This window comes from Nonomuraea recticatena (assembly GCF_039533245.1).
GTDB lineage: Bacteria > Actinomycetota > Actinomycetes > Streptosporangiales > Streptosporangiaceae > Nonomuraea > Nonomuraea roseola.
Genome location: NZ_BAAATE010000025.1, coordinates 60,084 through 84,297 on the forward strand (window position 1 = coordinate 60,084; position 24,214 = coordinate 84,297).

Genomic DNA, 24,214 nt, shown 5'->3' on the forward strand with positions numbered 1-24,214 from the left:
CGCTCGGACGGCGCGTCAGGCGACGTCGAGATAGGCGCTCGGCGGCGCCGACTCCAGCCAGGCCAGGAAGCCGGTCAACGCGTCCTCCGACATCGCCAGGGAGATCGACCCGCAGTCGACCGCCCACAGCCCGCCGTCGATGGGACGGCGGGCGGAAACAGTCAGGCCGCGCCTCGCGATAGCGTGGCGCGGCCTGAACAGCACACCCATGAAGGGGATCCAGTGGAGCTCCCCGTCGGCGTAGCGGGCTACTCCGCTGCGCCAGCCGTGGGAGCCGACCTTGATACGACACGGCACGCTCCCGCGGGAACGTGCCAGCGCGAAACCGCGGATCACCAGAAGAGCCGCGACCAGGAGGGCAGCGAGCAGTGCGTCCGTAAGAATCGTCAGCATCGCCGCCCCCGCCGGTTGTGAAAGATCAGACGTCCTCGCCGGCGGCCTGCAGCCGGGCCTTGGCACGCTTGGCCTCGACCGCCGCGTCGGCGTCATCCTGGTTCGCCTCGACCGAGGCCTGAGCCCTGGCCAGAGCGTCGCGGGCAGCCGCGACGTCCACCTCGGAGCCCAGCTCGGCCGCTTCGGCCAGCACGGACACCTCGTTGTCGGCCACGGAGATGAACCCGCCGTGCACCGCGGCCACGAGATCCTCCTCGCCGCCGCCGCGCTTCACACGCAGGACTCCGCCCTCGACGAGTACGCCGAGCACCGGTGCGTGTTGAGGCATAATACCGATCTCGCCGTCCACGGTCTTGGCAATCACCATGTCGGCCTCGCCCGACCAGATCTCACGCTCCGGTGAGACGACCCCTACCCGTAGCTTCGCCACTTGTGTAGGTTCCTTTCCGATCAGATGCCGGCATCAGCACACCGTGCTGATGCCGGCACCGAAGGCGATTACTTGGAGAGTTCCTTGGCCTTGGCAACGGCCTGCTCGATGCCGCCGACCATGTAGAACGCCTGCTCGGGCAGGTGGTCGTAGTCACCGGCGCACAGACCCTTGAAGGAGGCGATGGTCTCGTCCAGCGGCACGTTCTCACCCGGCTGACCGGTGAACGCCTCAGCGGCGTACATCGGGTGGGAGAGGAAACGCTCGATGCGACGGGCGCGCTGAACGGTGACCTTGTCCTCTTCGGACAGCTCGTCGATACCGAGGATCGCGATGATGTCCTGGAGCTCGCGGTACTTCTGCAGGATCCGCTTGGTCTCCTGGGCCACCGCGTAGTGCTCGGCGCCCACGATCTGCGGGTCGAGGATGCGGGAGGTGGAGTCGAGCGGGTCCACCGCGGGGTAGATGCCCTTCTCCGAGATCGGCCGCGACAGAACGGTCTGCGCGTCGAGGTGCGCGAACGCGTTGTGCGGGGCCGGGTCGGTGATGTCGTCCGCGGGCACGTAGATCGCCTGCATCGAGGTGATCGAGTGACCACGCGTCGAGGTGATGCGCTCCTGGAGCACACCCATCTCGTCGGCCAGCGTGGGCTGGTAACCCACGGCGGACGGCATACGGCCGAGGAGGGTGGAGACCTCCGAACCGGCCTGCGTGAAGCGGAAGATGTTGTCGATGAACAGAAGCACGTCCTGCTTCTGCACGTCGCGGAAGTACTCCGCCATGGTCAGCGCGGAGAGCGCGACGCGAAGACGCGTGCCCGGCGGCTCGTCCATCTGACCGAAGACGAGAGCGGTGTCCTTGAGGACGTCCGCCTCCTCCATCTCCAGCCAGAGGTCGTTGCCCTCACGGGTACGCTCACCGACGCCCGCGAAGCAGGAGGTGCCACCGAAGTTACGAGCGACTCGGCGGATCATCTCCTGGATCAGAACGGTCTTGCCGACACCGGCGCCACCGAACAGACCGATCTTCCCACCCTGCACGTACGGCGTGAGCAGGTCGATGACCTTGATGCCGGTGACCAGCATCTCGGTACGCGACTCGAGCTGGTCGAAGGCGGGAGCGGGGCGGTGGATGCCCCACTTCTCGGTGACCTGGAGCGAGGAGGTCGGCACGTCCAGGGACTCACCGAGCGCGTTCCACACGTGGCCCTTGACGACGTCGCCGACCGGCACCGAGATGGGCTGGCCGCTGTCGGTGACCGCCGCACCGCGGACCAGGCCGTCGGTGGGTTGCATGGAGATGGCCCTGACGATGTTGTCGCCGAGGTGCTGGGCGACCTCAAGGGTCAGCGTCTTGGTCTCGCCGCCGAGGGTGACCTCGACGTTGAGGGCGTTGTAGATCTCGGGCATGGCCTCGACGGGGAACTCCACGTCGACGACGGGACCCGTGACGCGAGCCACGCGGCCCGTGCCGGTCGTGGTCTCAACAGTCTCTGCAGTCATTTCACTCTTTCCCCGCTGCGGAGTCAGCCAGCGCGTTGGCGCCACCGACGATCTCGCTGATTTCCTGGGTGATCTCGGCCTGGCGAGCCTGGTTCATCTGCATGGTGAACACGCGGATCAGCTCGTTGGCGTTGTCCGTCGCCGACTTCATGGCCCGGCGACGCGAAGCCTCTTCCGACGCCGCCGCCTGGAGCAGCGCGCTGAAGATGCGCGACTCCACGTAACGCGGCAGCAGCGAGTCGAGGACGTCGCCCGCGGTGGGCTCGAACTCGAAGTACGGCGGAATGGTCTCGGACGCCTGCGCCTCGGACTCCTCGACCTCCAGCGGCAGGACGCGCTTGACCGCGACGTTCTGCGTGAGCATGGAGACGAACTCCGTCGAGACAATGTGGATCTCGTCGATCCCGTTGTCGTCCTTGAACGCGTCGATCAGCGTGTTCGCGATCTCCTTGGCGTCGGCGTAGGCCGGCTTCCTGGAGAACCCGACCCACTGGCCGCCCATCTCCCTCTGACGGAAGGAGTGCCAGGCGACGCCCTTGCGGCCGGTCACGAAGGGCACCACAGTCAGGCCGCGCGCTTCGAGCAAGCCGCGCAGGGCCTCGGCCTCGCGCAGGATGTTCGCGTTGTAGCCACCGCAGAAGCCGCTGTCGCTGGTCACGATCAGCACACCGGCGCGAGCCGGCTTCTCCTTGACGACGGTCAGCGGATGGTCGACGGCGCCGGTGTTGCTGACGACGCCCGTGACGGCGCGAGTGATCTCGCGCTCGTACGGCACGGCCGCCTGCATCCGCTGTTGCGCCCTCGCGATCCGTGAGGAGGCGATGAGCTCCTGGGCGCGCGTGATCTTGGCGGTCGACTTGACCGACTTGATCCGCCGTCTCAGCAGCCTTAGCTGGGCACCCATCGGCTACTTCTTCTCTGCCGGGCGGACGACCTTGCGGATCTTCTCCTGGCCGACCTCGTCCGCGCCGAGCGCCGCGACGGGCTCGTCGTGGATGAGCAGCTCACCCTCGGACGTGGTGAAGCCCTTCTTGAACTCCGTGATGGCGTCCTTGAGAGCGGTCACCGTGTCGTCGGACAGATCCCTGGTCTCACGGATGGCGTCGAAGACGCCCTTGTGACCGCTCTGCAGGTAGTCGAGGAACTCCGCCTCGAACCTGCGCACGTCGCCGACCGGGACCTCGTCGAGCTCGCCAGTGGTGCCGGCCCAGACCGAGACGACCTGCTTCTCGACGGGGAACGGGGAGTACTGCGGCTGCTTGAGCAGCTCGACCAGGCGCATGCCGCGCTCGAGCTGGGCGCGGGAGGCCGCGTCGAGGTCGGAGGCGAAGGAGGCGAAGGCCTCCAGGTCGCGGTACTGCGACAGCGACAGACGCAGCGTGCCCGCCACCTTCCGCATCGCCTTGACCTGCGCCGAGCCACCGACTCGGGAGACCGACACACCGACGTTGATGGCCGGACGCACACCCGCGTTGAACAGGTCGGTCTCGAGGAAGCACTGGCCGTCGGTGATGGAGATGACGTTGGTGGGGATGAACGCCGAGACGTCGTTGCCCTTGGTCTCGATGATCGGCAGACCGGTCATCGAGCCGCCGCCCATGTCGTTCGACAGCTTCGCGCAACGCTCGAGCAGACGCGAGTGCAAGTAGAAGACGTCGCCGGGGAAGGCCTCACGGCCCGGCGGACGACGCAGCAGCAGCGAGACCGCGCGGTAGGCGTCGGCCTGCTTGGTCAGGTCGTCGAAGACGATCAGGACGTGCTTGCCCTGGTACATCCAGTGCTGCCCGATGGCAGAGCCGGTGTAGGGGGCGATGTACTTGAAGCCGGCGGCGTCGGAGGCGGGAGCGGCGACGATGGTGGTGTACTCCATCGCGCCCGCCTCCTCCAGGCGAGCCTTGACCTGCGCGATCGTCGAGCCCTTCTGGCCGACGGCGACGTACACGCAGCGAACCTGCTTCTCGGCGTCGCCGGTCAGCCAGTTCTCACGCTGGTTGAGGATGGTGTCGACGGCCAGGGCGGTCTTGCCCGTGCCGCGGTCACCGATGATCAGCTGGCGCTGGCCGCGGCCGACGGGCGTCATGGCGTCGATCGCCTTGAGGCCGGTCTGCAGCGGCTCCTTCACCGGCTGACGCTGGACGACACTGGGCGCCTGCAGCTCGAGGGCGCGACGGCCCTCCGCCTCGATGGTGCCCTTGCCGTCGAGCGGGTTGCCCAGGGGGTCGACCACGCGGCCGAGGAAGTTGTCGCCGATCGGCACCGACAGGACCTCGCCGGTCCTGCGGACCGTCTGGCCCTCCTCGATCTTGCTGAAGTCGCCCAGGATGACGACACCGATTTCACGGGTGTCGAGGTTCAGTGCCAGGCCGCGCGTGCCGTCCTCGAACTCGAGCAGCTCGTTCGCCATCGCCGAGGGAAGGCCGGAGACATGGGCGATGCCGTCGCCACAGTCGACGACGGTCCCGATCTCCTCGCGCGCGGCGCCTTCCGGTTCGTACGCCTGGACGAAGCGCTCAAGCGCGTCCCGGATCTCGTCCGGCCGGATCGTAAGCTCCGCCATCTCTTCTCTGTCTCCCTATTCGCCTAGCCGGCCAACCGGCGGCGGACTTCTTCGATTCGTCCCGCGATGGTGGTGTCGATGACCTCGTCGCCGATGCGAACCGAGAAACCACCGAGCACTCGCGGGTCCACCTCGACGTTCACGTGAACGTCACGGCCATAGGAGGTGCGCAGCCACGCACCCAGACGCTGCTTCTGCTCGTCGGTCAGCGCCACAGCGCTGCGGACCACGGCCACCAGTCGCTGACGCTGTGCCGCGACGAGACTGGAATACTGCTCCAGCCCTGTCTCCAGGCTACGTCCTCTTGGGTGCACTGCCAGCTGCGTGATGAGGCGCAGGCTGGAGGCGGCGACCTTTCCGTCGAGCAGACCCGTCAGCAGCCGCTCCTTGCCTTCGGCGGGCGCGGCCGGGTCGGCCAGCGCGCGACGCAGGTCAGGGTTGGCGGCGACGATGCGGCCGAAGCGGAAGAGCTCGTCCTCCACGTCGTCCAGACGCCCTTCGGACTCGGCCTGCGCGGCCGAGGCGACGACGCTGAGCCGCTCGAGCGAGTCGGCGAGGTCTCCTGAGCGCGACCACTTGGCCTCGACCGCCGCGACGACGGTCTCCAGCGCGGCCTCGCTGACCTTGCCTTCGAGCAGCATGCGGGCGACCTGGGCTTTCTGGGCCGCGGGCCGCGCCGGGTCCGACAGGCTCCGGCGCAGTCCGTGCTCACGGTCGAGCAGGTCGGCGACGGAGCTGAGGTCCTCAGCAAGGCGTCCGAAGTCCGCCGATGCCGCGACAGCGTTGAAGCGCTCCTCGACAGCGGCCAGCGAACTCCTGCTCAGACCACGCATCAGCGCACCGCCTGCGCAGAGGAGCTCTCCAGCTCGTCGAGGAACCTGTCGACGGTGCGGCGCTGACGCGCCTCGTCCTCGAGGGACTCGCCGACGATGCGGCTGGCGAGGTCGGTCGACAGGCGACCGATCTCGGTGCGCAGCTGGGCGAACGCCTGCTGGCGGTCGGCCTCGATCTGCGCGTGCGCCGCCTCGACGATGCGGCGCGCCTCGGCCTGGGCCTCCTCGCGGAGCTCGGCCTTGATCTGGGCGCCCTGCTCGCGAGCCTCCTCGCGAAGGCGGGACGCCTCGTGCCTGGCCTCGGCCAGCTGGTCGCGGTACTGCTTCAGCAGCACCTGCGCCTCGGCCTGGGCGTCCTCCGCCCTCTTGATGCCGCCCTCGATCGCGTCGGTCCGCTCGGCCAGAGTCTTCTGGATGCGCGGGGTGAGGATCTTACCGACGACGAGGAAGACGACGAAGAACGCGAAGATGCCCACGACCAGCTCGTACGCGTGGGGGAGCAGCGGGTTGGCGCCGCCCTCCGCCGCGAGGAGCGAAGCTGCCGTAATCATGGATGCAGCCTTTCGTCAGGGGTGGTCTTCGGTCTTTACAGCTGCGCGAAGATGAACGGGGCGACCAGACCGATCAGGGCCAGGGCCTCGGTGAGAACGAAGCCGAGGAGCATGTTCTGACGGATCAGGCCGTAGGCCTCGGGCTGACGCGCGATGGCCTGCACGCCCTGACCGAAGATGATGCCGACGCCGATGCCGGGGCCGATGGCGGCGAGACCGTAGCCGATGGCGGTGACGTTGCCGGAGACCTCAGCGAGAAGGCTCATTGCTGTTTCCTTTACTTGGTCGGCCGGTGATGCGGTGTATCACCGGTCTGGATATGCCGGAAGGTGGTTCTTAGTGCTCGGGGTGCAGGCTGTTGCCGATGTACATGGCGGCCAGCATCGAGAAGAGGAACGCCTGCAGGAACATGATGAACAGCTCGAAGCCGGTCATGATGATCGTCATCAGGACACCGAGCACGCCGATGGGAGCGCCGAGCGGGGTCAGCTGCTCGAACAGGAACCAGAAGCCGACCATGCTGAAGAAGGCGATGAGCATGTGGCCGGCGAACATGTTGGCGAAGAGTCGCACAGCGTGGGTGAAGGGCGCGATGATCATGTTCGACAGGAACTCGATCGGCGCCAGCAGGACGTAGATGAACTTGGGGAGCCCCGGCGGGAACATCATGTTCTTGAAGTAGCCGCCGACGCCCTGGGTCTTGAAGCCGAGGTAGAGCTTCAGCACGTAGACCGAGACGGCCAGCACGATCGGGAAGGCGATGTGCGAGGCGACGGGGAACTGGGCGACGGGGACGACACCCATGATGTTCCAGACCCAGATCACGAAGAACATGCTGAGCAGCAGGCCCATGAACCGGTCGGCGTCCTTGCCCAGGAAGGGCCGGGCGACCTGGTCGCGCACGAACATGTAGCCGAACTCGGCGACGTTCTGGACGCCCCTGGGCACGATCTTCGGACTGGAGAAGGCGGCCCACAGGAAGCCCAGCACGATGATCGAGCTGAGGATCGCCAGAAGCACGGGCTTGGTGAACCAGTCGACCCCGGCGATGATCGGGGGGAGTTGGAACAGTTCGTCCGGCGTCGGCGCCTTGAACTGATCAGGGTCGGCGAGGAGCGTCAGCGCGATCACGCGGCGTTCCCTTCAGCGTGGTAGGTGGTCACAACGAGTTCCTTAGGCGGGCGGGACCGCCGCGCGGAGTTAGCGGCCGTGCTTCCGGTAGACCAGGTAGACGGCGAGCACTGTCCCCAGGACGACGCCTATGGGGAAGAACGCGGACGTGTCGAGCCACCGGTCCAGCAACCAGCCAGCACCGCCGTAGACAACCATCCCGGAGAGCAGGTAGCTGGGAATCGACCACGCGGCGTTGGCGAAGTCGCGACCGTCGTTCTCGGGCCGGCGTTTCTCTTCGCTCATCGCGCGCCCGACGATAGCAGGCACAGGCAGGACTAGTCATATCGGGCCCCGTTACTTTACCGGGGTTCATGACTTCTTCTCCTGGCCCGGCACAGTCGCCTCGGGGTCGACGTACAGCATCTTGGTCTTGATGAAGGCTCGCACCTCACCGGCGGTCCAGACGATGGTGCCGACCACGACCGTCCACGCGAACGCCTTCGGGTTCCATGCGGTCGTGTCGCCGAAGGCTCGCAGCATCGCCATGATGACCACGACCTTGACGAGATAGCTGACCATCGCGGAGATGGCCATCATCTGGGGGGAGACGCGGGCGGCATAGGACACCGCTACCACGCTGACGCTGAAGAAAACCGCCACGAGGGCGAGTCCGACGACGGCGCCGAGCGCGCCCTTACCGCCAGCCACCAGGAAGGCCACGATGACAGCGACGGCTCCTACCACGAGGGTGGGCAGCGCGGCGCTCTTGAGGACGCGCACGTCGTTGGCCTGCATCGGTGCTCCAGACAGCTAGTTAACAAGCGAGCGATTGCTACCCCATGAGCCGTGCACCACGGGGGCCCTGCTCGTGAAAGATATCACAAGCTCACGTATGACCGCTTTTACCTGCCATTTCTAGTTCCCGATCAAGAACGCGCGGGAAACACCGGGACAACGGAGGCATCTTCTTTCGCGGGGTACACCTGCTGGAACTCCGCCCTGATGGGCGGCATGGGTCCCGTGGGAGGGCCGTCGTCATCGTCGTCGGGGGTGTCCTTGCGCTTGGCCGCGTGCGCGCCGCCGCGCCCCCTCCACCGGGGCAGCGAGAAGAGCACCAGGACGGCCAGCGCGATCACGATCACGATCGGGAAGTACACGACCGGCACGCCGCTCACCGACATGCCGACGAGGCCGAGCGCGAACCCCGACGTCCACGCGTACATGATGAGCACGGTGCGCCGGTGGGAGTGGCCGATGTCGAGCAGGCGGTGGTGCAGGTGACCACGGTCGGGCGCGAACGGCGACAGGCCCATCGAGGTGCGCCTGACGACCGCGCTGATGAGGTCGATGAGCGGAAGCACCATCACCGCGGCGGGCAGCAGGATCGGCATCAGCGCGCCGAACCTGTTCATGCCCTCGATCACCTCCGAGTCGACGGGCGTCACCGTGACCAGCGAGGAGGCCAGGACCAGGCCCAGCAGCATCGCGCCCGTGTCGCCCATGAAGATCTTGGCGGGGTGGAAGTTGTGCGGCAGGAAGCCCAGGCACATGCCGATGAGCACGGCGGTGATGGCCGCGGTGGTGTTGATCCTGTTGAGCTCGATGTTCTGGTCGAGGAAGATCGCGTAGACCCAGGTGGCGGCCGCGGCGATGCCCACGATGCCCGCGGCGAGGCCGTCGAGGCCGTCGACGAAGTTGACGGCGTTGATGGCGACGACCACGACCAGGATCGTGATGACCGCGGACAGGTCGGGCGGCAGGCTGATCGTCTCGCCGTTCACCCACGGCACCCATGGCAGGGCCAGCCCGAAGTAGACCAGCACTCCCGCCGCGCCGATCTGGCCGCCCAGCTTGATGAAGGGGTCCATGCCCCACCAGTCGTCGAGGAAGCCGGTCAGCGTGATGAGGCCGCCCGCGGCGATCAGCGCGATCACCGTCTGGTCCTGGCCCAGCACCTCGCCCGTCTTGTCGAGCTGGGTGGCGGCCAGCAGGCCCGCCACGAGCCCGCCGTACATCGCGAGCCCGCCCAGGCGCGGGGTCGGGACGGTGTGCACGTCGCGATCTCGCACCTCGGGCATGGCTCCGATGCGGATGGCGAACCGCCGGACCAGCGGGACCAGCAGGTACGTCACCGCCGCCGCTACCAGTGCCATGAAGAGGTATTCGCGCACGGACCTAGTTTCCCGGATGCATCGGCCAGCTGTGACCGGAAATCGACACAGATCACCTTATAATTCACTGAGATAAGGCTGATGTTTCGCCACCAGCTCGGAGACCCTTTCCCGCACTTCATCCGCAGTTTCTGGATATCTCACGGCGCGCGAGACCAGCGTGCCCACCTCTCTGAGCTCCTCCACCCCCATCCCCTGAGTCGTGACGCAGGGGGTCCCCACGCGCAGCCCCGAGGTGATCGCGGGCGGCTCGGGGTCGTAGGGGATGGCGTTGCGGTTGAGCGTGATGCCCGCCGCGGCGCAGCGCCGTTCGGCCTCGGCCCCCGTCACGCCGAGAGCGCGCAGGTCGATCAGCGCGAGGTGGGTGTCGGTGCCGCCGGACACGGGACGCATCCCCTCCAGCGCTTCGCACAGGGTTCTCGCGTTCTCGACGACCCTTCGCCCGTAGTCGGCGAACTCGGGACGCATCGCCTCACCGAACGCGACGGCCTTCGCCGCGATGGCGTGCATGAGCGGCCCGCCCTGCACGAAGGGGAAGACCGCCCTGTCGACCTTCGCGGCCAGCTCGGCCGTGCACAGGATGCCGCCGCCGCGCGGCCCGCGCAGCGCCTTGTGCGTGGTGAACGTGACCACGTCCGCGTACGGCACCGCCGAGGGGATCGTGCCCGCCGCCATGAGCCCGATGGTGTGCGCGACGTCGGCCATCAGCCACGCGCCCACCTCGTCGGCGATGCCCCTGAAGATGCCGAAGTCGATCAGGCGTGGGTAGGCCGTCGCGCCGCACACGATCAGCTTCGGCCTGCGCCTGCGCGCCAGGTCGCGCACCTCGTCGTAGTCGATCAGCTCGGTGTCGCGCCGTACGCCGTAGGACACCACGTCGAACCAGCGGCCGGAGAAGTTCACCTTCGAGCCGTGGGTGAGGTGACCGCCGTGCGGCAGCGCCATGGCCAGCATCGTGTCGCCGGGCTGGAGCAGCGCGGCGTAGGCGGCCAGGTTGGCGCTGGCCCCCGAGTGCGGCTGCACGTTGGCGTGGTCTGCTCCGAACAGCGTGGTCGCCCGCCGCACCGCGAGCCGTTCGGCCCTGTCCACGACCTCGCAGCCACCGTAGTAGCGCCTGCCGGGGTAGCCCTCGGCGTACTTGTTGGTCAGCGTCGAGCCCAGCGCGGCCAGGACGGCGGGCGAGGTGAAGTTCTCGCTCGCGATCAGCTGCAGGCCGCCGCGTACCCGATCGACCTCGTCGAGCAGCACCTGCGCGATCTCGGGATCCTCACGCTGGAGGGCCCCGAAATCCGGGCCGTAGTACATCCATCCACTGTAAGCACGAATGCTCCGATTTCCCACAAGGCAGGGATCAGGAGAAGGCGTGTGGCGCCCCAGCGGAGGCGGGCACCCAGCGCGGGGTGTCGGCGGCCTGGTCGCTGATGGCCGTCAGCACCGCCTGCCGGTACAGCCCCAGCCTGTTACGCCACTCGGCCAGGTCCTCCACGTAGCGCGACCCGACGGGGGCCTCCCACGTCTGGGGGCTGCGAGCCAGCTGATAGGCCTTGTCCAGGCTGGCCGTCAGCGTCTCCAGCATGGGCAGCACGGTCTGCCAGGCGGTGACCAGGCGCTGGTAGTCGGGGTTGAACTCCCACACTCTCGGCTGGCCGTCCAGGGGGCTTCCCGAGGTGGTCACGGGCGGCTGCTCGCCTGGCTGGCGCGGTTGCGGGGCCGGTGGGTCGACGTACATGCGCACTCCGTCTCAGCTGCCGGGCGGAACGGTGGGACGGCCCGGCGCGCCGGGCTCCACGCGCCCCGGCTCGCCGTCGGGCCCGAAGTCCTTCGGCACCCACTCGCCCTTGCCCCACTCCCCTGGCGGCACCTCGACGCTCGGCATCTCCATCGGCTCGATGTCGCTGGCGTTGTCCACCAACGTCCTCAACGCCGCATCCGACGGCGGCCTGGCCTCCACCGACACCACATCGCCACCGTCATCGGCCTCGCCCGAGGCGGCACCCGTCGCGTCACTCGCCTCCGAGCGCTCTCGAGACCCGTCGCCGCCGGTCGCGCCCCCGTCGCCGGCCCGCACCTCGGAGCGCTCACCCGGCCTTTCACCGCCGAATGCCGCGCCGCTCGTGGATACGTCGGTCGTGTCACCAGCCCGCATCGACCCCGGAGCCGACGCCGACCCTGCGGAGGACGCCGACCCGACGGAGGACGTCGGCCCGGCCTGCTGTCCTGCGGCGGAACCCTCGTAGACCGCCCCCCTGGCCGAGGTGGAATCACCACCACCCGACGCCTGGGACGCAGCAGCACCGGGATCCACCGAACCCGCGGCGCCATCAGGACCGAAATCCTTCGGCACCCACTCACCCCTGCCCCACTCCCCAGGCGGCACCTCGACGCTCGGCATCTCCATCGGCTCGATGTCGCTGGCATTGTCGACCAACGACCTCAACGCCGCATCCGACGGCGGCCTGGCATCCACCGACACCACATCGCTGTCATCGTCGGCCCACCCGCCGCTCGCGGTGGCACCGGTGGTCGCGCCGCTCGTTCCCTCCTGCGGCTGGACGGCCTGCGTCAGCGAAGACTCCACCGGAGGCTGGACGGCCGGCGCCAGCGGGGTGCCAACCGGGGGCTGGACGGCCGGCGTCAACGGAGCCGACGGACCGTTCGACGGCGGCTGCACGGCCGGTGTCAGGGACGTGTCCACCGGGGGTTGGACGGCCGGTGCCAGGGGGGCCGCCGAGCCCTCCACGGAGGGGAGGTCGGTGGGGCGGACCGCTTCGACGTCGTCCAGGAGGTCGGCGATCTCGCGGGCGGTGGGCGGGTCGAGGGGGATCTGCAGGACCTTGACCCCGTCCACCTCCACGACCTGCGGCTTGCCCGCGTCGCTCTGGTCGATGTCGTCGGGGTGGTCCTTCGCAGGGGTGTCGAGGATGTCCTGGCCAGGCGTGCCGGGTTCGGTGCCCCTGTCGTGGCGGCTGTCCCTGTCGCCGTCCTTGGGCTGGTCGGTGGCGCTCGGGTTGTCCTCGACGCGGGAGTCCGGCTGTGGCGCGGGCCTCGGTTCGGGCGTCTCCCCCGTCTTCGGGGCGGGCTCGTCGGGCGCGTCCCTCGGCGGCGACTCACTCTTCGGCGCGGGCTCAGGATCCTTCTTGGGCTCCGGCTCCGCAGGTGCGGGGTCTCGCTTGGACTCCGGCTCGGCAGGCGCGGGATCCTGTTTCGGCTCGGGCTGCGCAGGCGCCGGGTCCTTCCTGGACTCCGGTTCTGGAGGTGTGGGGTCCTTCCTGGACTCCGGATCCGCAGGCGCCGGGTCCTTCTTGGATTCTGGATCCGCAGGCGCCGGATCTCTCTTGGACTCCGGATCCGCAGGTGTGGGGTCTTTCCTGGGGGCGGGGTCGGAGGAGGATGGGGGGTCGTTCGGGGTGGCGGTCTCGCGGGGGTTGGCCGTCCTGGAGGCGCGATCGTCCTCGCGCGGCTCCTTGGAGTCCTTCGGCGCGGGATCCTTCGTCTCGCCCGAGGCCGGTGTGCCGTTCGGGGAGATGTCCTTGGCCTGCTCCCCCACCCGTGGCGCGGCCTCCTTCTTCTCCAGCAGCGCCAGCCGCCCCGTGACGTCGCGTGCCATCTCCTCGCACGCGTCGGCCACCTGGGAGGGCCGGTGCGTCACCGGCGTGGCCAGGCCCGCGCTCCGCGTGGCCTGCGCGACCCTGCTCTCCAGCGAACGCATCTGGACGGCGGCCCGCCGCACCTCGGCCAGCAGGTCACGCACCAGTGTCGGATCCATACCGTCGAACGAGCCCATGGGCCTCACGGTAGGTGGCGTGCGCGGCCGTCCGCTTCAGGGATAAACAGACGGCATCAATCAGTCGGTGGCGACGTAACCCACGACGCCGCGCAGCTTCTCCACCGAGATGGCGCCCTTCCTGAGCAGCCGGGGCACGGCCGCGGTCAGGTCGAGGATCGAGGACGGCGTGTCGTCGGCGCAGGGACCGCCGTCGAGGTAGACGGCGATCGAGTCGCCGAGCTGCTCCTCGGCGTTCTGCGCCGTGGTCGCGGCGGGCGCGCCCGAACGGTTGGCGCTGGAGACCGCCATCGGGCCCGTCTCCTTGAGCAGGTCGAGCGCCACGGGGTGCAGCGGCATGCGCAGGGCGACCGTGCCCTTGGTGTCGCCGAGGTCCCACGAGAGCGACCTGTTCGCCTTGCACACGATCGTCAGAGGGCCGGGCCAGAAGGCGTCGATGAGGTCCTGGCCGTACGCGCCGAGGTCCTCGACCAGGGCGTTGGCCGCGCGTACGGTGCCCACCAGCACCGGCGGCGGCATGTCGCGCCCACGGCCCTTGGCGTCCAGCAGCGCGGTCACCGCCGACGGGGTGAAGGCGTCGGCGCCGATGCCGTAGACGGTGTCCGTCGGCAGCACCACCAGCTCGCCCTTGCGTACGGCAGAGGCCGCGTCGGTCAGCCCGGCGGCCTTCTGCTCGGCGTCTGCGCAGTCATAACGTCGTCCCACGGCGGCAATCCTATTCCTGGCCGAACTTGGCGGTGACGAAGCGGTCCCTTCGGGTGAGGTCCTGGCGCAGACGTGCGTCGCGCCAGCCCTTGTCCTCGGGGAAGAGACGGTAGACCGACTGCCCCTGCTCGTCGGCGTGCTCGACGGCCACCCAGCCGCCCGGCCTGAGCAGTCGGCGGGCCGTGCGCTCGACGGCCCTGACCTCGTTGAGCCCGTCGGCGCCGCTGCCGTACAACGCCCGTGAGGGGTCGTAGTCGCGCACCTCGGGATCGCGCGGGATCGCGCCTGGCGGGATGTAGGGCGGGTTGGAGATGACGAGGTCGACCTTGCCGTTGAGCTCGGGAAGCGCGTCGGCGAGGTCCTCGGGGTGCAGGTGGACACGGCCCTGGCCGTGCTCGGCGATGTTGCGCTTGGCCCAGCCGTACGCGTCGGGGTCGACCTCCACCGCGTGCACCTGGGCGAGCGCGACCTCCTGCGCGATCGACAGCGCGATGGCGGCCGAACCGGTGCCGAGGTCGACGACCACGGGTTCGGCGACGTCCATCTCGCGCAGCCGCTCGATGGCCCAGCCGGCGACCACCTCGGTCTCGGGGCGTGGCACGAACACACCCGGGCCCACCGCGAGTTCCAGATAGCGGAAGTAGGCGTGTCCCGTGATGTGCTGCAGCGGCTCGCGGGCCTCACGCCTGGCGACGCCCTCCCAGAAGAGGGCGTCGAAGTCGGCGTCCTTGACCGTGTGCAGCTCGCTTCTGCGCACGCCGTGGACGAACGCCGCGATCTCCTCCGCGTCGGTGCGCGGGGACGGCACTCCGGCCTCGGCGAGCCGGGCGGTTGCGAGAGCGATCTCGTCCAGCAGGAATGTCATGAGTGTTGTGCGAGCTTCTCCGCCATTTCGGCGTCGATGAGGGCCTGGGTGACTGCGCTCAGTTCTCCGTCGAGCACCTGGTCGAGGTTATACGCCTTGAAGCCGACGCGGTGGTCGGAGATGCGGTTCTCCGGGAAGTTGTAAGTCCTGATGCGCTCAGAACGGTCCATCGTACGCACCTGGGACTTGCGCTCGGCCTGCGCCGCGGCCTCCGCCTGCTCCTGCGCCACGGCCAGCAGCCTGGCGCGCAGGATGCGCATCGCCGACTCCTTGTTCTGGAGCTGGCTCTTCTCGTTCTGGCAGGAGACGACCACGCCGGTCGGCAGGTGGGTGATGCGGACCGCCGAGTCGGTGGTGTTGACGCTCTGCCCGCCGGGGCCTGAGCTCCGGTAGACGTCGATGCGCAGCTCGTTGGGGTCGATGTTGACCTCGACCTCTTCGGCCTCGGGATAGACCAGCACACCGGTGGCGCTGGTGTGGATGCGGCCCTGCGACTCGGTGACGGGCACCCGCTGCACGCGGTGCACGCCCCCCTCGTACTTCAGCCTGGACCAGACGCCCTCTTCGCCCTTGGCCTTGATGGCGACGGTGACGTCCTTGTAGCCGCCGAGGTCGGAGTGCTGGGCGTCGATGATCTCGGTCTTCCAGCCGAGGCGCTCGGCGTAGCGCAGGTACATCCGCAGCAGGTCGCCCGCGAACAGCGCGGACTCCTCGCCGCCCTCACCCTGCTTGATCTCCATGATGATGTCCTTGTCATCATTGGGGTCTCGCGGGATGAGCAGATGCTTGAGCTTCTCCTCCAGCTTGGGGATGCGCTCCTCGAGCTGGACGGCCTCCTCGGCGAAGCCCTCGTCCTCGGTGGCGAGCTCCTTGGCGGCGGTGAGGTCGCTTCTGACGCCCTCGAGCTCGCGGTAGGTGCCGACGATGGGGGTCAGCTGGCGGTAGCGCCTGCCGAGCGTGCGGGCCTTGTTCTGGTCTGCGTGCACGGCGGGGTCCGCGAGCTGCTGCTCCAGCTCGGCGTACTCACTGAGTAGTTCGTCGAGATTCACCGTGCGTCCTTCTTCCGCTTTGTCGCCGCCTCTTCACCAAGAACGCCGACCCGGGCGCGCGCATGCGCGTCTCCGGGCCGGCGTCAGGGAAGCTACTTGCTGGCCTTCTTGCCGAAGCGCTGCTCGAAGCGCGCCACGCGACCGCCGGTGTCGAGGATCTTCTGCTTGCCCGTGTAGAACGGGTGGCAGGCGGAGCACACGTCGGCGTGGATGGAGCCGTTCTTCGCGGTGCTACGCGTGGTGAAGGTGTTGCCGCAGGTGCAGGTCACCTGGGTCACGTTGTACTCGGGGTGGATGTCGCGCTTCATTGCAAGTCCTTTCGGGGTGCGGTCGCCGGGTCGCTCGTACGGCTTGCGCGCTGACACACTGAGTGATTTCGCGCGCGGCGGGAACCGGTACCGCTTTCGGTTCAGCTACCAGTGTGCCAGATCCTTCAACCATCCCAGGCCACAGGTCATTCCACGCGATCCGATGGACGGCTCGAATCAGTCCCAGTAGTCTCAAACGTCCAATCCGTAACTTTTCTCACATATACACCGATGCAAGGGGCCCCATCACATGAAGAAAAGGATGCGGTTGCTGCTGGCGACCGCAACGGGGGTGGCTGTGCTCGTCGGGGGCGCCAGCCTCTCCTCGGCCAGCGCATCCGTGTCGCAGGCGGCGTACGTGGCCGCCGACGACATCACGAACGTCTCCATGAGCGGCAGCGCCTACGTGCCCGCGGACAAGGAGATCGAGGTCGGCTTCACCTTCGCGGTGGCCAACCCGCTCGGCACCGGTGACGGGCCGACCACGGACGCCGACAAGGTCGCGGTCACCTCCGCCGACATCACCCCGCCCGGCAAGAGCGCGAAGGCGGTGTCGCTCACCTACACCGCGCCCGCCAACCTCACCGATGCGACGCAGAAGCGCCCGGCGTCCGCTTCGGGCAGCGGCAAGTTCACCATCACCAAGGACGACCCGTCCGGTGACTGGACCTTGAAGATCGTGACCTCCCGCGGCACGAACAGCTTCACCGTCAAGGTGGCAGGCAAGCAGGGCATCACCGGCGCATCGGTCAACCCGAACCCGGTCAACCTGGTCAAGGGTCAGGAGGTCAAGGTCACCGTCCAGGCGGCGGTGAAGGACGCCTCCCTCGTCAGCGCCAAGATGACGAGCGACACCACCTCCGAGTACTACGACCTCGGCAGCCTCGAGCTCGGCACGGACGGCTACTACACCGGCACCGTCTACTTCACCGACGACAGCGCGCCGGGCGAGTGGACGCTGGAGATCTCCGCCAACCGCGGCGGCGAGACGCTCAAGGGCGTCGGCGCGTTCACGGTGAACGCGCCGAGCGGCGGCGCCTCGAAGAAGGCCAAGTCGAAGGTCACGCTGGGCGCGCCCGCCAAGAGCAAGGTCAGCAAGGCCTTCAAGCTGTACGGCAAGGTCTACCGCGGGTCCAAGGCGTACTCGGGCAAGATCGTGGAGGTGTACTTCAAGAAGAAGGGCACCACGAAGTACAAGTTCATGGGCTTCGCCAAGGCCAGCTCGACCGGCAAGTACTCCAAGGCGGTCAAGCAGCGCTACGACGGCTACTGGCGCGTCAAGGTCCCCGCCACCAGCAAGACCTACGGCTCCTGGTCCAGCCAGAAGTTCGTGGACGTGAAGTAACACCCTCTGGTTGAACCGAATGGCCCGCTCCTGGAAGGAGCGGGCCATTCGTCATTGGAGGGCTCGCGAGACATGGCCGCCGGGAATCCCCCACGGCCACGTCTCCCGGATCGAGGCCGGTGACCTGGAGTCGACCGAGCCGGTACCCACCTGAGCCGCCGGCGACGACCACCCGAGGGCGTGGGGCGCCAAGCCCTCACCGGGCGAGCCCAGGGGACCGTGCCGTCGTGGGGAGGGCCCCATACGACACGGTCCCGGCCCCAGGAATCGGGGCCGGGACCGTGCGGGTGGTGCTGTCAGTCGCGCTCGGAGCTGACCGTGGTCTTCTGGACCTGGAGGAGGAACTCCGCGTTGGACTTCGTCTCCTTCATCTTCTCCAGAAGCAGCTCCAGCGCCTGCTGCATGTCCAGCGCGTGGAGGACCCTGCGCAGCTTCCAGGTGATCTGGAGCTCGTCCTTGCCCATGAGGATCTCTTCCTTACGGGTGCCGGACGCGTCGACGTCCACCGCGGGGAAGATGCGCTTGTCGGCCAGGGAGCGGTTGAGCTTGAGCTCCGCGTTGCCGGTGCCCTTGAACTCCTCGAAGATGACCTCGTCCATCTTGGACCCGGTCTCGACCAGGGCCGTGGCGAGGATCGTCAGCGAGCCGCCGTTCTCGATGTTGCGCGCGGCGCCGAAGAAACGCTTCGGCGGGTAGAGCGCGGTCGAGTCGACACCACCGGACAGGATGCGTCCGGACGCCGGGGCCGCCAGGTTGTAGGCGCGGCCGAGACGGGTGATGGAGTCGAGCAGGACGACCACGTCGTGGCCCAGCTCCACCAGACGCTTGGCGCGCTCGATGGCGAGCTCGGCGACGGTGGTGTGGTCCTCGGCGGGGCGGTCGAAGGTCGAGTGGATGACCTCGCCCTTGACCGAGCGCTGCATGTCGGTGACCTCTTCGGGCCGCTCGTCCACGAGCACGACCATCAGGTGGCACTCGGGGTTGTTGCGGGTGATCGCGTTGGCGATCGACTGCAGCACCATCGTCTTACCGGCCTTGGGCGGGGAGACGATGAGGCCGCGCTGGCCCTTGCCGATCGGGGCCACGAGGTCGATGATCCTCGTGGTCAGGATGTTGGGCTCGGTCTCCAGGCGCAGCCGCTCCTGCGGGTAGAGCGGGGTCAGCTTGTTGAAGTCGGGCCTGTTGCGGGCCTGCTCCGGGTCCATGCCGTTGACGGTGTCGAGGCGGACCAGGGCGTTGAACTTCTCCCTGCGCTCGCCGTCGCGCGGCTGGCGGACGGCGCCGGTGATGACGTCGCCCTTGCGCAGGCCGTTGCGGCGGATCTGGGCCAGCGACACGTAGACGTCGTTGGAGCCGGGCAGGTAGCCGCTGGTCCTGACGAACGCGTAGTTGTCGAGGATGTCCAGGATGCCGGCGATCGGGATGAGCACGTCGTCGTCGCTGACCACGGGCTCGTTGCTGTCGAAGCGGTCACGGCCGCGGCCGCGGTTGCGCTCCCTGAACCTGCCGCGCCTGCCGCGCCCGCGCTCGTCGTCGTCGCCACCGCCGCGCGGGTCCTGGCCGCGGTCGGGACCACGGTCCTGACCACGGTCGGCGCCACGGTCGGCGCCGCGGTCGGCGCCGCGGTCCTGGCCACGGTCACGGTCGGCGCCGCGGTCACGGTCCTGGACGCGCTCACGGTCCTGAGCACGGTCCTGGACGCGGTCGCCGCGGTCGCGGGTGCGCTCGGCGTCGGTGCGCTGCGGCTGCTGCTCGGAGCGCTCGCCGCGCTCCTGGCGGTCGCCGCCGCGCTCCTGGCGCTCGCCGCGCTCGCCGCGCTCGCGGCGGCTGCGGCGCTCACCACGGTCGCGACGGCTCTCGCCACGGTCGCGGCCGTCGGCCTGGTTGTCGTTCTGCTGCTGCTCCACGACGGGCTGCTGCTGCTCCACGACCGGTGCGGCAGCCGCCGCGACAGGCTCGGGAGCCGCGACGGGCTCGGGGGTGGCGACAGTCTCTGCGGCCGCGGCGGGGCGGGAACGTTCCCGACGGCTGCGGGCGGGGCGCTCGGCCACGGCCGGGGCCTCCGCGACGGCGGGGGCGGCGGGCGCCTCCGCGGCGGGGGCGGCGGGGGCGCTGTCACCGGCGCCGACTCCCTGCTTCTCCTGGATACGCGCGATGAGCTCGCTCTTGCGCATCCGCCCGGTCCCGCTGATGCCCAGCTCGGCGGCAATCTTCTGCAGCTCGGGCAGCACCTTCGCGGACAGTCCGGTGCCGGAGCGACGCGCGCGAGGCTTGGCCGCGGCGCGGGTGGGGGTGTCGCCGGACGCGCTCGCGGACGAGCCGGAAGCGTCGGAGAGGAGTTCGGTGGTGTCGCTCAACTAAGGGTCCTTCCCAGGGGTCGGGCGTCGGCCATGATCAGCCGATCGTCCCGGAGGTGCTGTCGATCCGGCGGGACAGACCGGGTCGGGGTGCACTTTGCGATCTTCGGCCGCCGCGCAGGACGGCCGCCACGGTTGGGGAGGGGTTCGTCCAGGTCGCCACAGGACGGTGGCGCGTGGAGGGGACCCCCCAGATTGCTGTCGCCAGCCAGATGTCGAAGTGGTTCGAACGCGCACTTCCCCGGATTCGCCGCCTCGCGTCGCGCCGACCGGGTGTGGGCCAACCGGAGCGAACGGATTCGGGGAGACAGCCGCGCTGCTCACGCCTCGCGACGTGAAGCATGATGCAACGATGTGTGGCTGACAAGCACGCACCCAACAAGGGGGCATCTGGTGCGGCTATCAGCCTAACATCACCAGCGCACACGGCTATTCCCTGAAGGTCTAAGAGGCATCAGCGTGTCTCGGCGACTGAACGCTCGCACCATCCTGGTCGACGTCCATTAGCTGGATGTGCCAGTCATTACCCACTTCTGGCGCGATCAAATCCTGCGCATCCGGTGTCGAAAACGCAAGGATCGTGGGACCCGCTCCCGAGACGACGGCGGGCACGCCCATGGCACGAAGCCGTTCTACCAGATCCGCCGTCCGCCGCATGGCAGGCGCGCGGTAGTGCTGGTGGAGACGGTCTTCCGTGCCTGCGAGCAGCAGTTCACGGTCGGGACGCTGGGTCAACGCGGCGATCAGCAACGCTGCCCGCCCCGCGTTGAAGGAGGCGTCCTTGTGAGGCACTTCCTTCGGTAGAAGCCCCCGCGCGGTCTCGGTGGACAGTCGCGTAGCGGGTATGAGCGCGACCGGCCTGATGCTCGCGTCGGGAACCAGTTTCACCATACGCGCGGTACCGAACTGGTCGGTCCACGCCACGGTCAGTCCTCCGGCCAGACAGGGGGCGACGTTGTCGGGATGCCCTTCCATCTCGGTGGCGAGCGCGAAGACCTCGTCGTCGGTGAGCTCTTTTGTTCGCTCAGAGCCGAGCGCCGCCTCCCCGTCCGCGCCGTCCTGACCCGCCAGCGGCGTGTACGGCAGGCGCGCCAGAGCACGGGCGGCTAGGATCCCCGCGCAGATGGCGGCCGAGGAGGACCCCAGGCCGCGCGCGTGCGGGATCCTGTTGCGGCAGCGCAGCCTGATTCCCGCGGGTTGCGGGGCGTTCATCCGGTCGAACGTCCTGCGCATCGCCCGCACGACGAGGTGCTCGTCGCCGAGTTCGAGCTCTCCGGCGCCCTCGCCCTCGACCGTCACCTCGACCCGCGAAGCGCCGTCCTCCGGGGTGAACAGCTCCGCCTCGACCTCGTCGTGGAAGGCCAGCGCGAGGCCGAGGGAGTCGAATCCGGGGCCCAGGTTGGCGGAGGTCGCCGGAACCCGGACGACGACCGTGCTGTCGGTCATGCAGCTCCTCGGGTAAGGACGCGCCGTGACGGCGGGAACCGGAGTCCTGCTGGGCGCGCGCCCCCGCGAGAGGGCGCGCGGCGGACACGGGGGCCCTTCGCGGCTTGCCGTACGAGATGTGGTCTCAAGCGTGCCGTACGGGACGGCGTCTACAGCAGGTCGAGCGCCGACGCGGCCGCGTGGACGTCGATGGGGATCGTGACAGGCGCGGGAGCGCCGGAGATCGCCCAGTCGGGGTCCTTGAGGCCGTTGCCTGTCACCGTGCAGACGATGCGCTGGCCGGGCTCGACGAGGCCCTGCGCGTGGGCGTGCAGCAGGCCCGCGACGCTCGCTGCGGAGGCGAGCTCGACGAACACGCCCTCCTCCTGCGCCAGCAGCTTGTAGGCGGCGGCGATCTGCCGGTCGGTGACCGCCTGGATGACGCCGCCGGACTCGTCGCGCGCGGCCTCGGCCAGCTGCCACGAGGCGGGGTTGCCGATGCGGATGGCGGTGGCGATGGTGTGCGGGTGCGTGACGGGCGCGCCGTTGACGATCGGGGCCGAGCCGCTGGCCTGGAAGCCGAACATCCGCGGCGACGTGCCGTACTCCTGGTAACCCATCCAGTAGGCGGAGATGTTGCCCGCGTTGCCGACGGGGATGCAGTGGATGTCGGGCGCCCCGCCGAGCGTGTCGACGATCTCGAAGGCGGCCGTCTTCTGGCCCTGCAGGCGGTAGGGGTTGACCGAGTTGACCAGTGCGATCGGGTAGTTCTCCGACAGCTTGCGGGTCATCTCGAGACAGTCGTCGAAGGACCCCTCGACCTGCAGCAGCGTCGCGCCGTGCACGAGAGCCTGGGCCAGCTTGCCCATCGCGATCTTGCCGCGCGGCACCAGCACGGCGCAGGTCAGCCCCGCCCGTACGGCGTAGGCCGCGGCCGAGGCGGAGGTGTTGCCCGTGGAGGCGCAGATGACCGCCTTGGCGCCCTCCTCGACGGCCTTGCTGATGGCCATGGTCATGCCACGGTCCTTGAAGCTGCCCGTCGGGTTCGCGCCCTCTACCTTGAGGTAGACCTCGCAGCCCGTCAGCGCGGAGACGCGCTGGGCCGGGACGAGCGGCGTGCCGCCCTCCAGGAGCGTGACCACGGGCGTCGTCTCGCTCACCGGCAACCGGTCCCGGTATTCCTCGATGAGGCCTCGCCATGCCCTGGTCATGATTCGCTCCTGCGACTACCTGCGGTGTTGTGCACCGAGTCTACGGGCACCCGGCGCGGCGAGCGGTACGAGCGTCCATCTGATGGACAGACTCCTCAGCCAATACCCAGCAACCCCGGATAAGGTCTCCCACAGGGGACGGGGAGGCTGGACCACGATGACTGCGATGACGCAGAACGACTACTCCGCACTGACACCGCCACAGGTGGGCCGATGGTCGCCCTCCTTGTCGGTGAGCGTCGTGGTTCCCTCGCACGGCGGCCCGCACCTCGACCTCACGCTCGCCGCGCTGGCCGCGCAGACCTACCCCGAGCACCTGATGGAGGTCGTGGTCGCCGACGACGGCAGCGCCCCGCCGATCGAGCTGCCGGAGATCAGGCCGGTCAACACCAGGATCGTGCGCGTCACCGACGGCTGGGGCATCTCCCACGCGGTGAACACGGGCGTGAAGGCCGCCGACGGCGAGATCATCCAGCGTCTCGACTCCGACATGGTGGCGGGGCGCGAGCACATCGAGGCCATGGCCCGCTGGCACCACGTGAGCGACTACGTGGTCTCGATCGGGATGAAGAGGTTCGTCGAGAAGCCGCCGCTGACGCCCGCGCAGGTCTTCGGCGCCGCGCGCCTCGGGGAGCTGTTCGACCTCGCCTCGGCCGTTCCCAGCTCGACCGAGGCGACGATCGAGAAGACCGACGGGCTGCGCAAGAGCCGCAATCCCTACCACGTGTGCACGGGGCCGACCTTCGCCCTTCCCCGCGAGATCTTCCATGCCGTGGGCGGGCTCGACCCGCACGTCCTGCGCGGCGAGGACACCGAGTTCGCCTACCGCCTGGCGATGCACGGCGTGGTGTTCGTTCCCGAGCCGCTCGCCGAGGCCGTCCATCTCGGACTGCCCGCCCAGCACCGCGACCGTGAGCGCGCGGTGCGGGTGGTGGAGCCGTTCCTCGCCCACCGCATCCCGCTCAGGCGCGACCTGCGCAAGGACAGGGGGCGGCGCTGGCTGGTGCCGTACGTGGAGATCGTCCTCGACGTCACCGACACCTCCGAGTCGACGGTACGGCAGGCGGTGGCCGCCGCGCTCGACGGCAAGGTGCAGGACGTCGTGGTGACACTGGTCGGCCCGTGGTCGCGGATGAGTGACGAGCGACGTTCCGTGCTCAGCGACCCCTGCTTCGAGCTGCGGGTGATGCGCGAGCTCTACGCGCACGACGAGCGGATCAGGATGATCGACGAGGCCGCCCCGACGCCCGCGCCCACGCCGTTCCGCTATGTCGGGCCCGTGGACGTGCCGCTGCACAAGGCGACGCTGGAGCGGATGATCGAGTCGGTCCAGAAGGACCTCACGGGCGTGCTGGTCGTCGACCTGCCCGACGGCCGCACGGCCAGGCTGGAGCGCACCTCCGCGCTGGCTCGGGCGAGGCTGCTGGCCGAGCCCTGCGCCGACCTCGACGAGATCATCGAGGTCACCCACGGCGTACGGCACGAGCCGCCCGACCGCTTCTGGCCCGCTCCCGCCGCCCCGAAGCCGGTGTCGATCCCCGCGCCCCCGCCGGCCGTCACGCAGGAGCGCACGTTCCTGCGCAAGCTGAAGTCCGCGCTGCGCCCCAACTGAGCC

24 protein-coding genes are annotated in these 24,214 nt (G+C 68.9%); 2 read left to right on the forward strand and 22 right to left on the reverse strand.

The annotated features are described in order from the left end of the window. Positions 1-15: 15 nt before the first annotated feature. The 19 genes from ABFX50_RS35725 to rpmE form a co-directional block, all read right to left on the reverse strand. On the reverse strand, positions 16-393 hold the full coding sequence (locus ABFX50_RS35725; protein ID WP_346152762.1) for a DUF2550 family protein: 378 nt from the start codon (positions 391-393) through the stop codon (positions 16-18). Positions 394-418: 25 nt separating this feature from the next. Beyond that, positions 419-823 carry a F0F1 ATP synthase subunit epsilon gene (locus ABFX50_RS35730; RefSeq protein WP_346152764.1) on the reverse strand — a complete coding sequence of 135 codons (405 nt, stop codon included), beginning with the start codon at positions 821-823 and terminating at the stop codon, positions 419-421. 68 nt (positions 824-891) lie between these two features. After that, on the reverse strand, positions 892-2,325 hold the full coding sequence (atpD, locus tag ABFX50_RS35735) for a F0F1 ATP synthase subunit beta (RefSeq protein ID WP_346125741.1): 1,434 nt from the start codon (positions 2,323-2,325) through the stop codon (positions 892-894). 1 nt (position 2,326) lies between these two features. Then, positions 2,327-3,229 carry a F0F1 ATP synthase subunit gamma gene (locus ABFX50_RS35740; protein WP_346152766.1) on the reverse strand — a complete coding sequence of 301 codons (903 nt, stop codon included), beginning with the start codon at positions 3,227-3,229 and terminating at the stop codon, positions 2,327-2,329. A 3-nt stretch (positions 3,230-3,232) separates the two neighbouring features. Then, complete coding sequence (gene atpA, locus ABFX50_RS35745) at positions 3,233-4,882, reverse strand: F0F1 ATP synthase subunit alpha (RefSeq protein ID WP_346152768.1); 1,650 nt, start codon at positions 4,880-4,882, stop codon at positions 3,233-3,235. A 23-nt stretch (positions 4,883-4,905) separates the two neighbouring features. Then, positions 4,906-5,715 (reverse strand): F0F1 ATP synthase subunit delta, encoded by an 810-nt coding sequence (locus tag ABFX50_RS35750; RefSeq protein WP_183649097.1) that lies wholly within the window; start codon positions 5,713-5,715, stop codon positions 4,906-4,908. Then, a complete protein-coding gene (locus ABFX50_RS35755; protein WP_346152770.1) occupies positions 5,715-6,266 on the reverse strand; it encodes a F0F1 ATP synthase subunit B in 552 nt (183 codons plus the stop codon). The genes ABFX50_RS35750 and ABFX50_RS35755 overlap by 1 nt, the downstream gene beginning before the upstream one ends. A 35-nt stretch (positions 6,267-6,301) precedes the next feature. Beyond that, positions 6,302-6,532, reverse strand: a complete 231-nt coding sequence (atpE, locus tag ABFX50_RS35760) for an ATP synthase F0 subunit C (RefSeq protein ID WP_346152772.1) — start codon at positions 6,530-6,532, stop codon at positions 6,302-6,304. Positions 6,533-6,602: 70 nt separating this feature from the next. After that, positions 6,603-7,397 (reverse strand): F0F1 ATP synthase subunit A, encoded by a 795-nt coding sequence (atpB, locus tag ABFX50_RS35765; RefSeq protein ID WP_346152774.1) that lies wholly within the window; start codon positions 7,395-7,397, stop codon positions 6,603-6,605. 69 nt (positions 7,398-7,466) lie between these two features. After that, the gene (locus tag ABFX50_RS35770) at positions 7,467-7,682 is read right to left on the reverse strand and encodes an AtpZ/AtpI family protein (RefSeq protein WP_346152776.1); all 216 of its coding nucleotides are present in this window, start codon (positions 7,680-7,682) and stop codon (positions 7,467-7,469) included. Positions 7,683-7,748: 66 nt separating this feature from the next. Then, a complete protein-coding gene (locus ABFX50_RS35775) occupies positions 7,749-8,174 on the reverse strand; it encodes a Cg1360 family ATP-synthase-associated protein (RefSeq protein ID WP_346125746.1) in 426 nt (141 codons plus the stop codon). Between the two features lie 131 nt (positions 8,175-8,305). Then, positions 8,306-9,550, reverse strand: a complete 1,245-nt coding sequence (locus ABFX50_RS35780) for a glycosyltransferase family 4 protein (protein WP_346152778.1) — start codon at positions 9,548-9,550, stop codon at positions 8,306-8,308. Between the two features lie 57 nt (positions 9,551-9,607). Next, positions 9,608-10,855 (reverse strand): serine hydroxymethyltransferase, encoded by a 1,248-nt coding sequence (locus tag ABFX50_RS35785; protein ID WP_183649118.1) that lies wholly within the window; start codon positions 10,853-10,855, stop codon positions 9,608-9,610. Positions 10,856-10,901: 46 nt separating this feature from the next. Continuing rightward, on the reverse strand, positions 10,902-11,279 hold the full coding sequence (locus ABFX50_RS35790; protein ID WP_183649121.1) for a hypothetical protein: 378 nt from the start codon (positions 11,277-11,279) through the stop codon (positions 10,902-10,904). Positions 11,280-11,291: 12 nt separating this feature from the next. Then, positions 11,292-13,334 (reverse strand): hypothetical protein, encoded by a 2,043-nt coding sequence (locus ABFX50_RS35795; RefSeq protein ID WP_346152780.1) that lies wholly within the window; start codon positions 13,332-13,334, stop codon positions 11,292-11,294. 60 nt (positions 13,335-13,394) lie between these two features. Continuing rightward, a complete protein-coding gene (locus tag ABFX50_RS35800) occupies positions 13,395-14,039 on the reverse strand; it encodes an L-threonylcarbamoyladenylate synthase (protein ID WP_346125749.1) in 645 nt (214 codons plus the stop codon). A gap of 10 nt (positions 14,040-14,049) precedes the next feature. Continuing rightward, entirely contained in the window at positions 14,050-14,904 is an 855-nt protein-coding gene (gene prmC / locus ABFX50_RS35805) for a peptide chain release factor N(5)-glutamine methyltransferase (RefSeq protein ID WP_346152783.1), read from the reverse strand. Beyond that, on the reverse strand, positions 14,901-15,953 hold the full coding sequence (gene prfA / locus ABFX50_RS35810) for a peptide chain release factor 1 (RefSeq protein ID WP_346152785.1): 1,053 nt from the start codon (positions 15,951-15,953) through the stop codon (positions 14,901-14,903). The genes prmC and prfA overlap by 4 nt, the downstream gene beginning before the upstream one ends. A gap of 92 nt (positions 15,954-16,045) precedes the next feature. After that, complete coding sequence (rpmE, locus tag ABFX50_RS35815; RefSeq protein WP_183649136.1) at positions 16,046-16,261, reverse strand: 50S ribosomal protein L31; 216 nt, start codon at positions 16,259-16,261, stop codon at positions 16,046-16,048. A gap of 250 nt (positions 16,262-16,511) precedes the next feature. Between rpmE and ABFX50_RS35820 the strand changes: the two genes are divergently transcribed. Continuing rightward, positions 16,512-17,606, forward strand: coding sequence for a hypothetical protein (locus ABFX50_RS35820; protein ID WP_346152787.1), 1,095 nt, complete (start codon positions 16,512-16,514; stop codon positions 17,604-17,606). 296 nt (positions 17,607-17,902) lie between these two features. Here ABFX50_RS35820 and rho read toward each other — a convergent pair whose 3' ends face one another. The 3 genes from rho to thrC all read right to left on the reverse strand — a co-directional run bounded on the left by rho (position 17,903) and on the right by thrC (position 22,599). Next, a complete protein-coding gene (gene rho, locus ABFX50_RS35825) occupies positions 17,903-19,963 on the reverse strand; it encodes a transcription termination factor Rho (RefSeq protein WP_346152789.1) in 2,061 nt (686 codons plus the stop codon). 444 nt (positions 19,964-20,407) lie between these two features. Continuing rightward, positions 20,408-21,409, reverse strand: coding sequence for a homoserine kinase (locus tag ABFX50_RS35830; protein WP_346152791.1), 1,002 nt, complete (start codon positions 21,407-21,409; stop codon positions 20,408-20,410). A gap of 149 nt (positions 21,410-21,558) precedes the next feature. Further along, positions 21,559-22,599, reverse strand: a complete 1,041-nt coding sequence (gene thrC / locus ABFX50_RS35835) for a threonine synthase (RefSeq protein WP_183649148.1) — start codon at positions 22,597-22,599, stop codon at positions 21,559-21,561. A 166-nt stretch (positions 22,600-22,765) separates the two neighbouring features. On the opposite strand from thrC, the gene ABFX50_RS35840 reads away from it, so the two are divergent. Beyond that, on the forward strand, positions 22,766-24,211 hold the full coding sequence (locus ABFX50_RS35840; protein ID WP_346152793.1) for a glycosyltransferase family 2 protein: 1,446 nt from the start codon (positions 22,766-22,768) through the stop codon (positions 24,209-24,211). Positions 24,212-24,214: the final 3 nt, after the last annotated feature.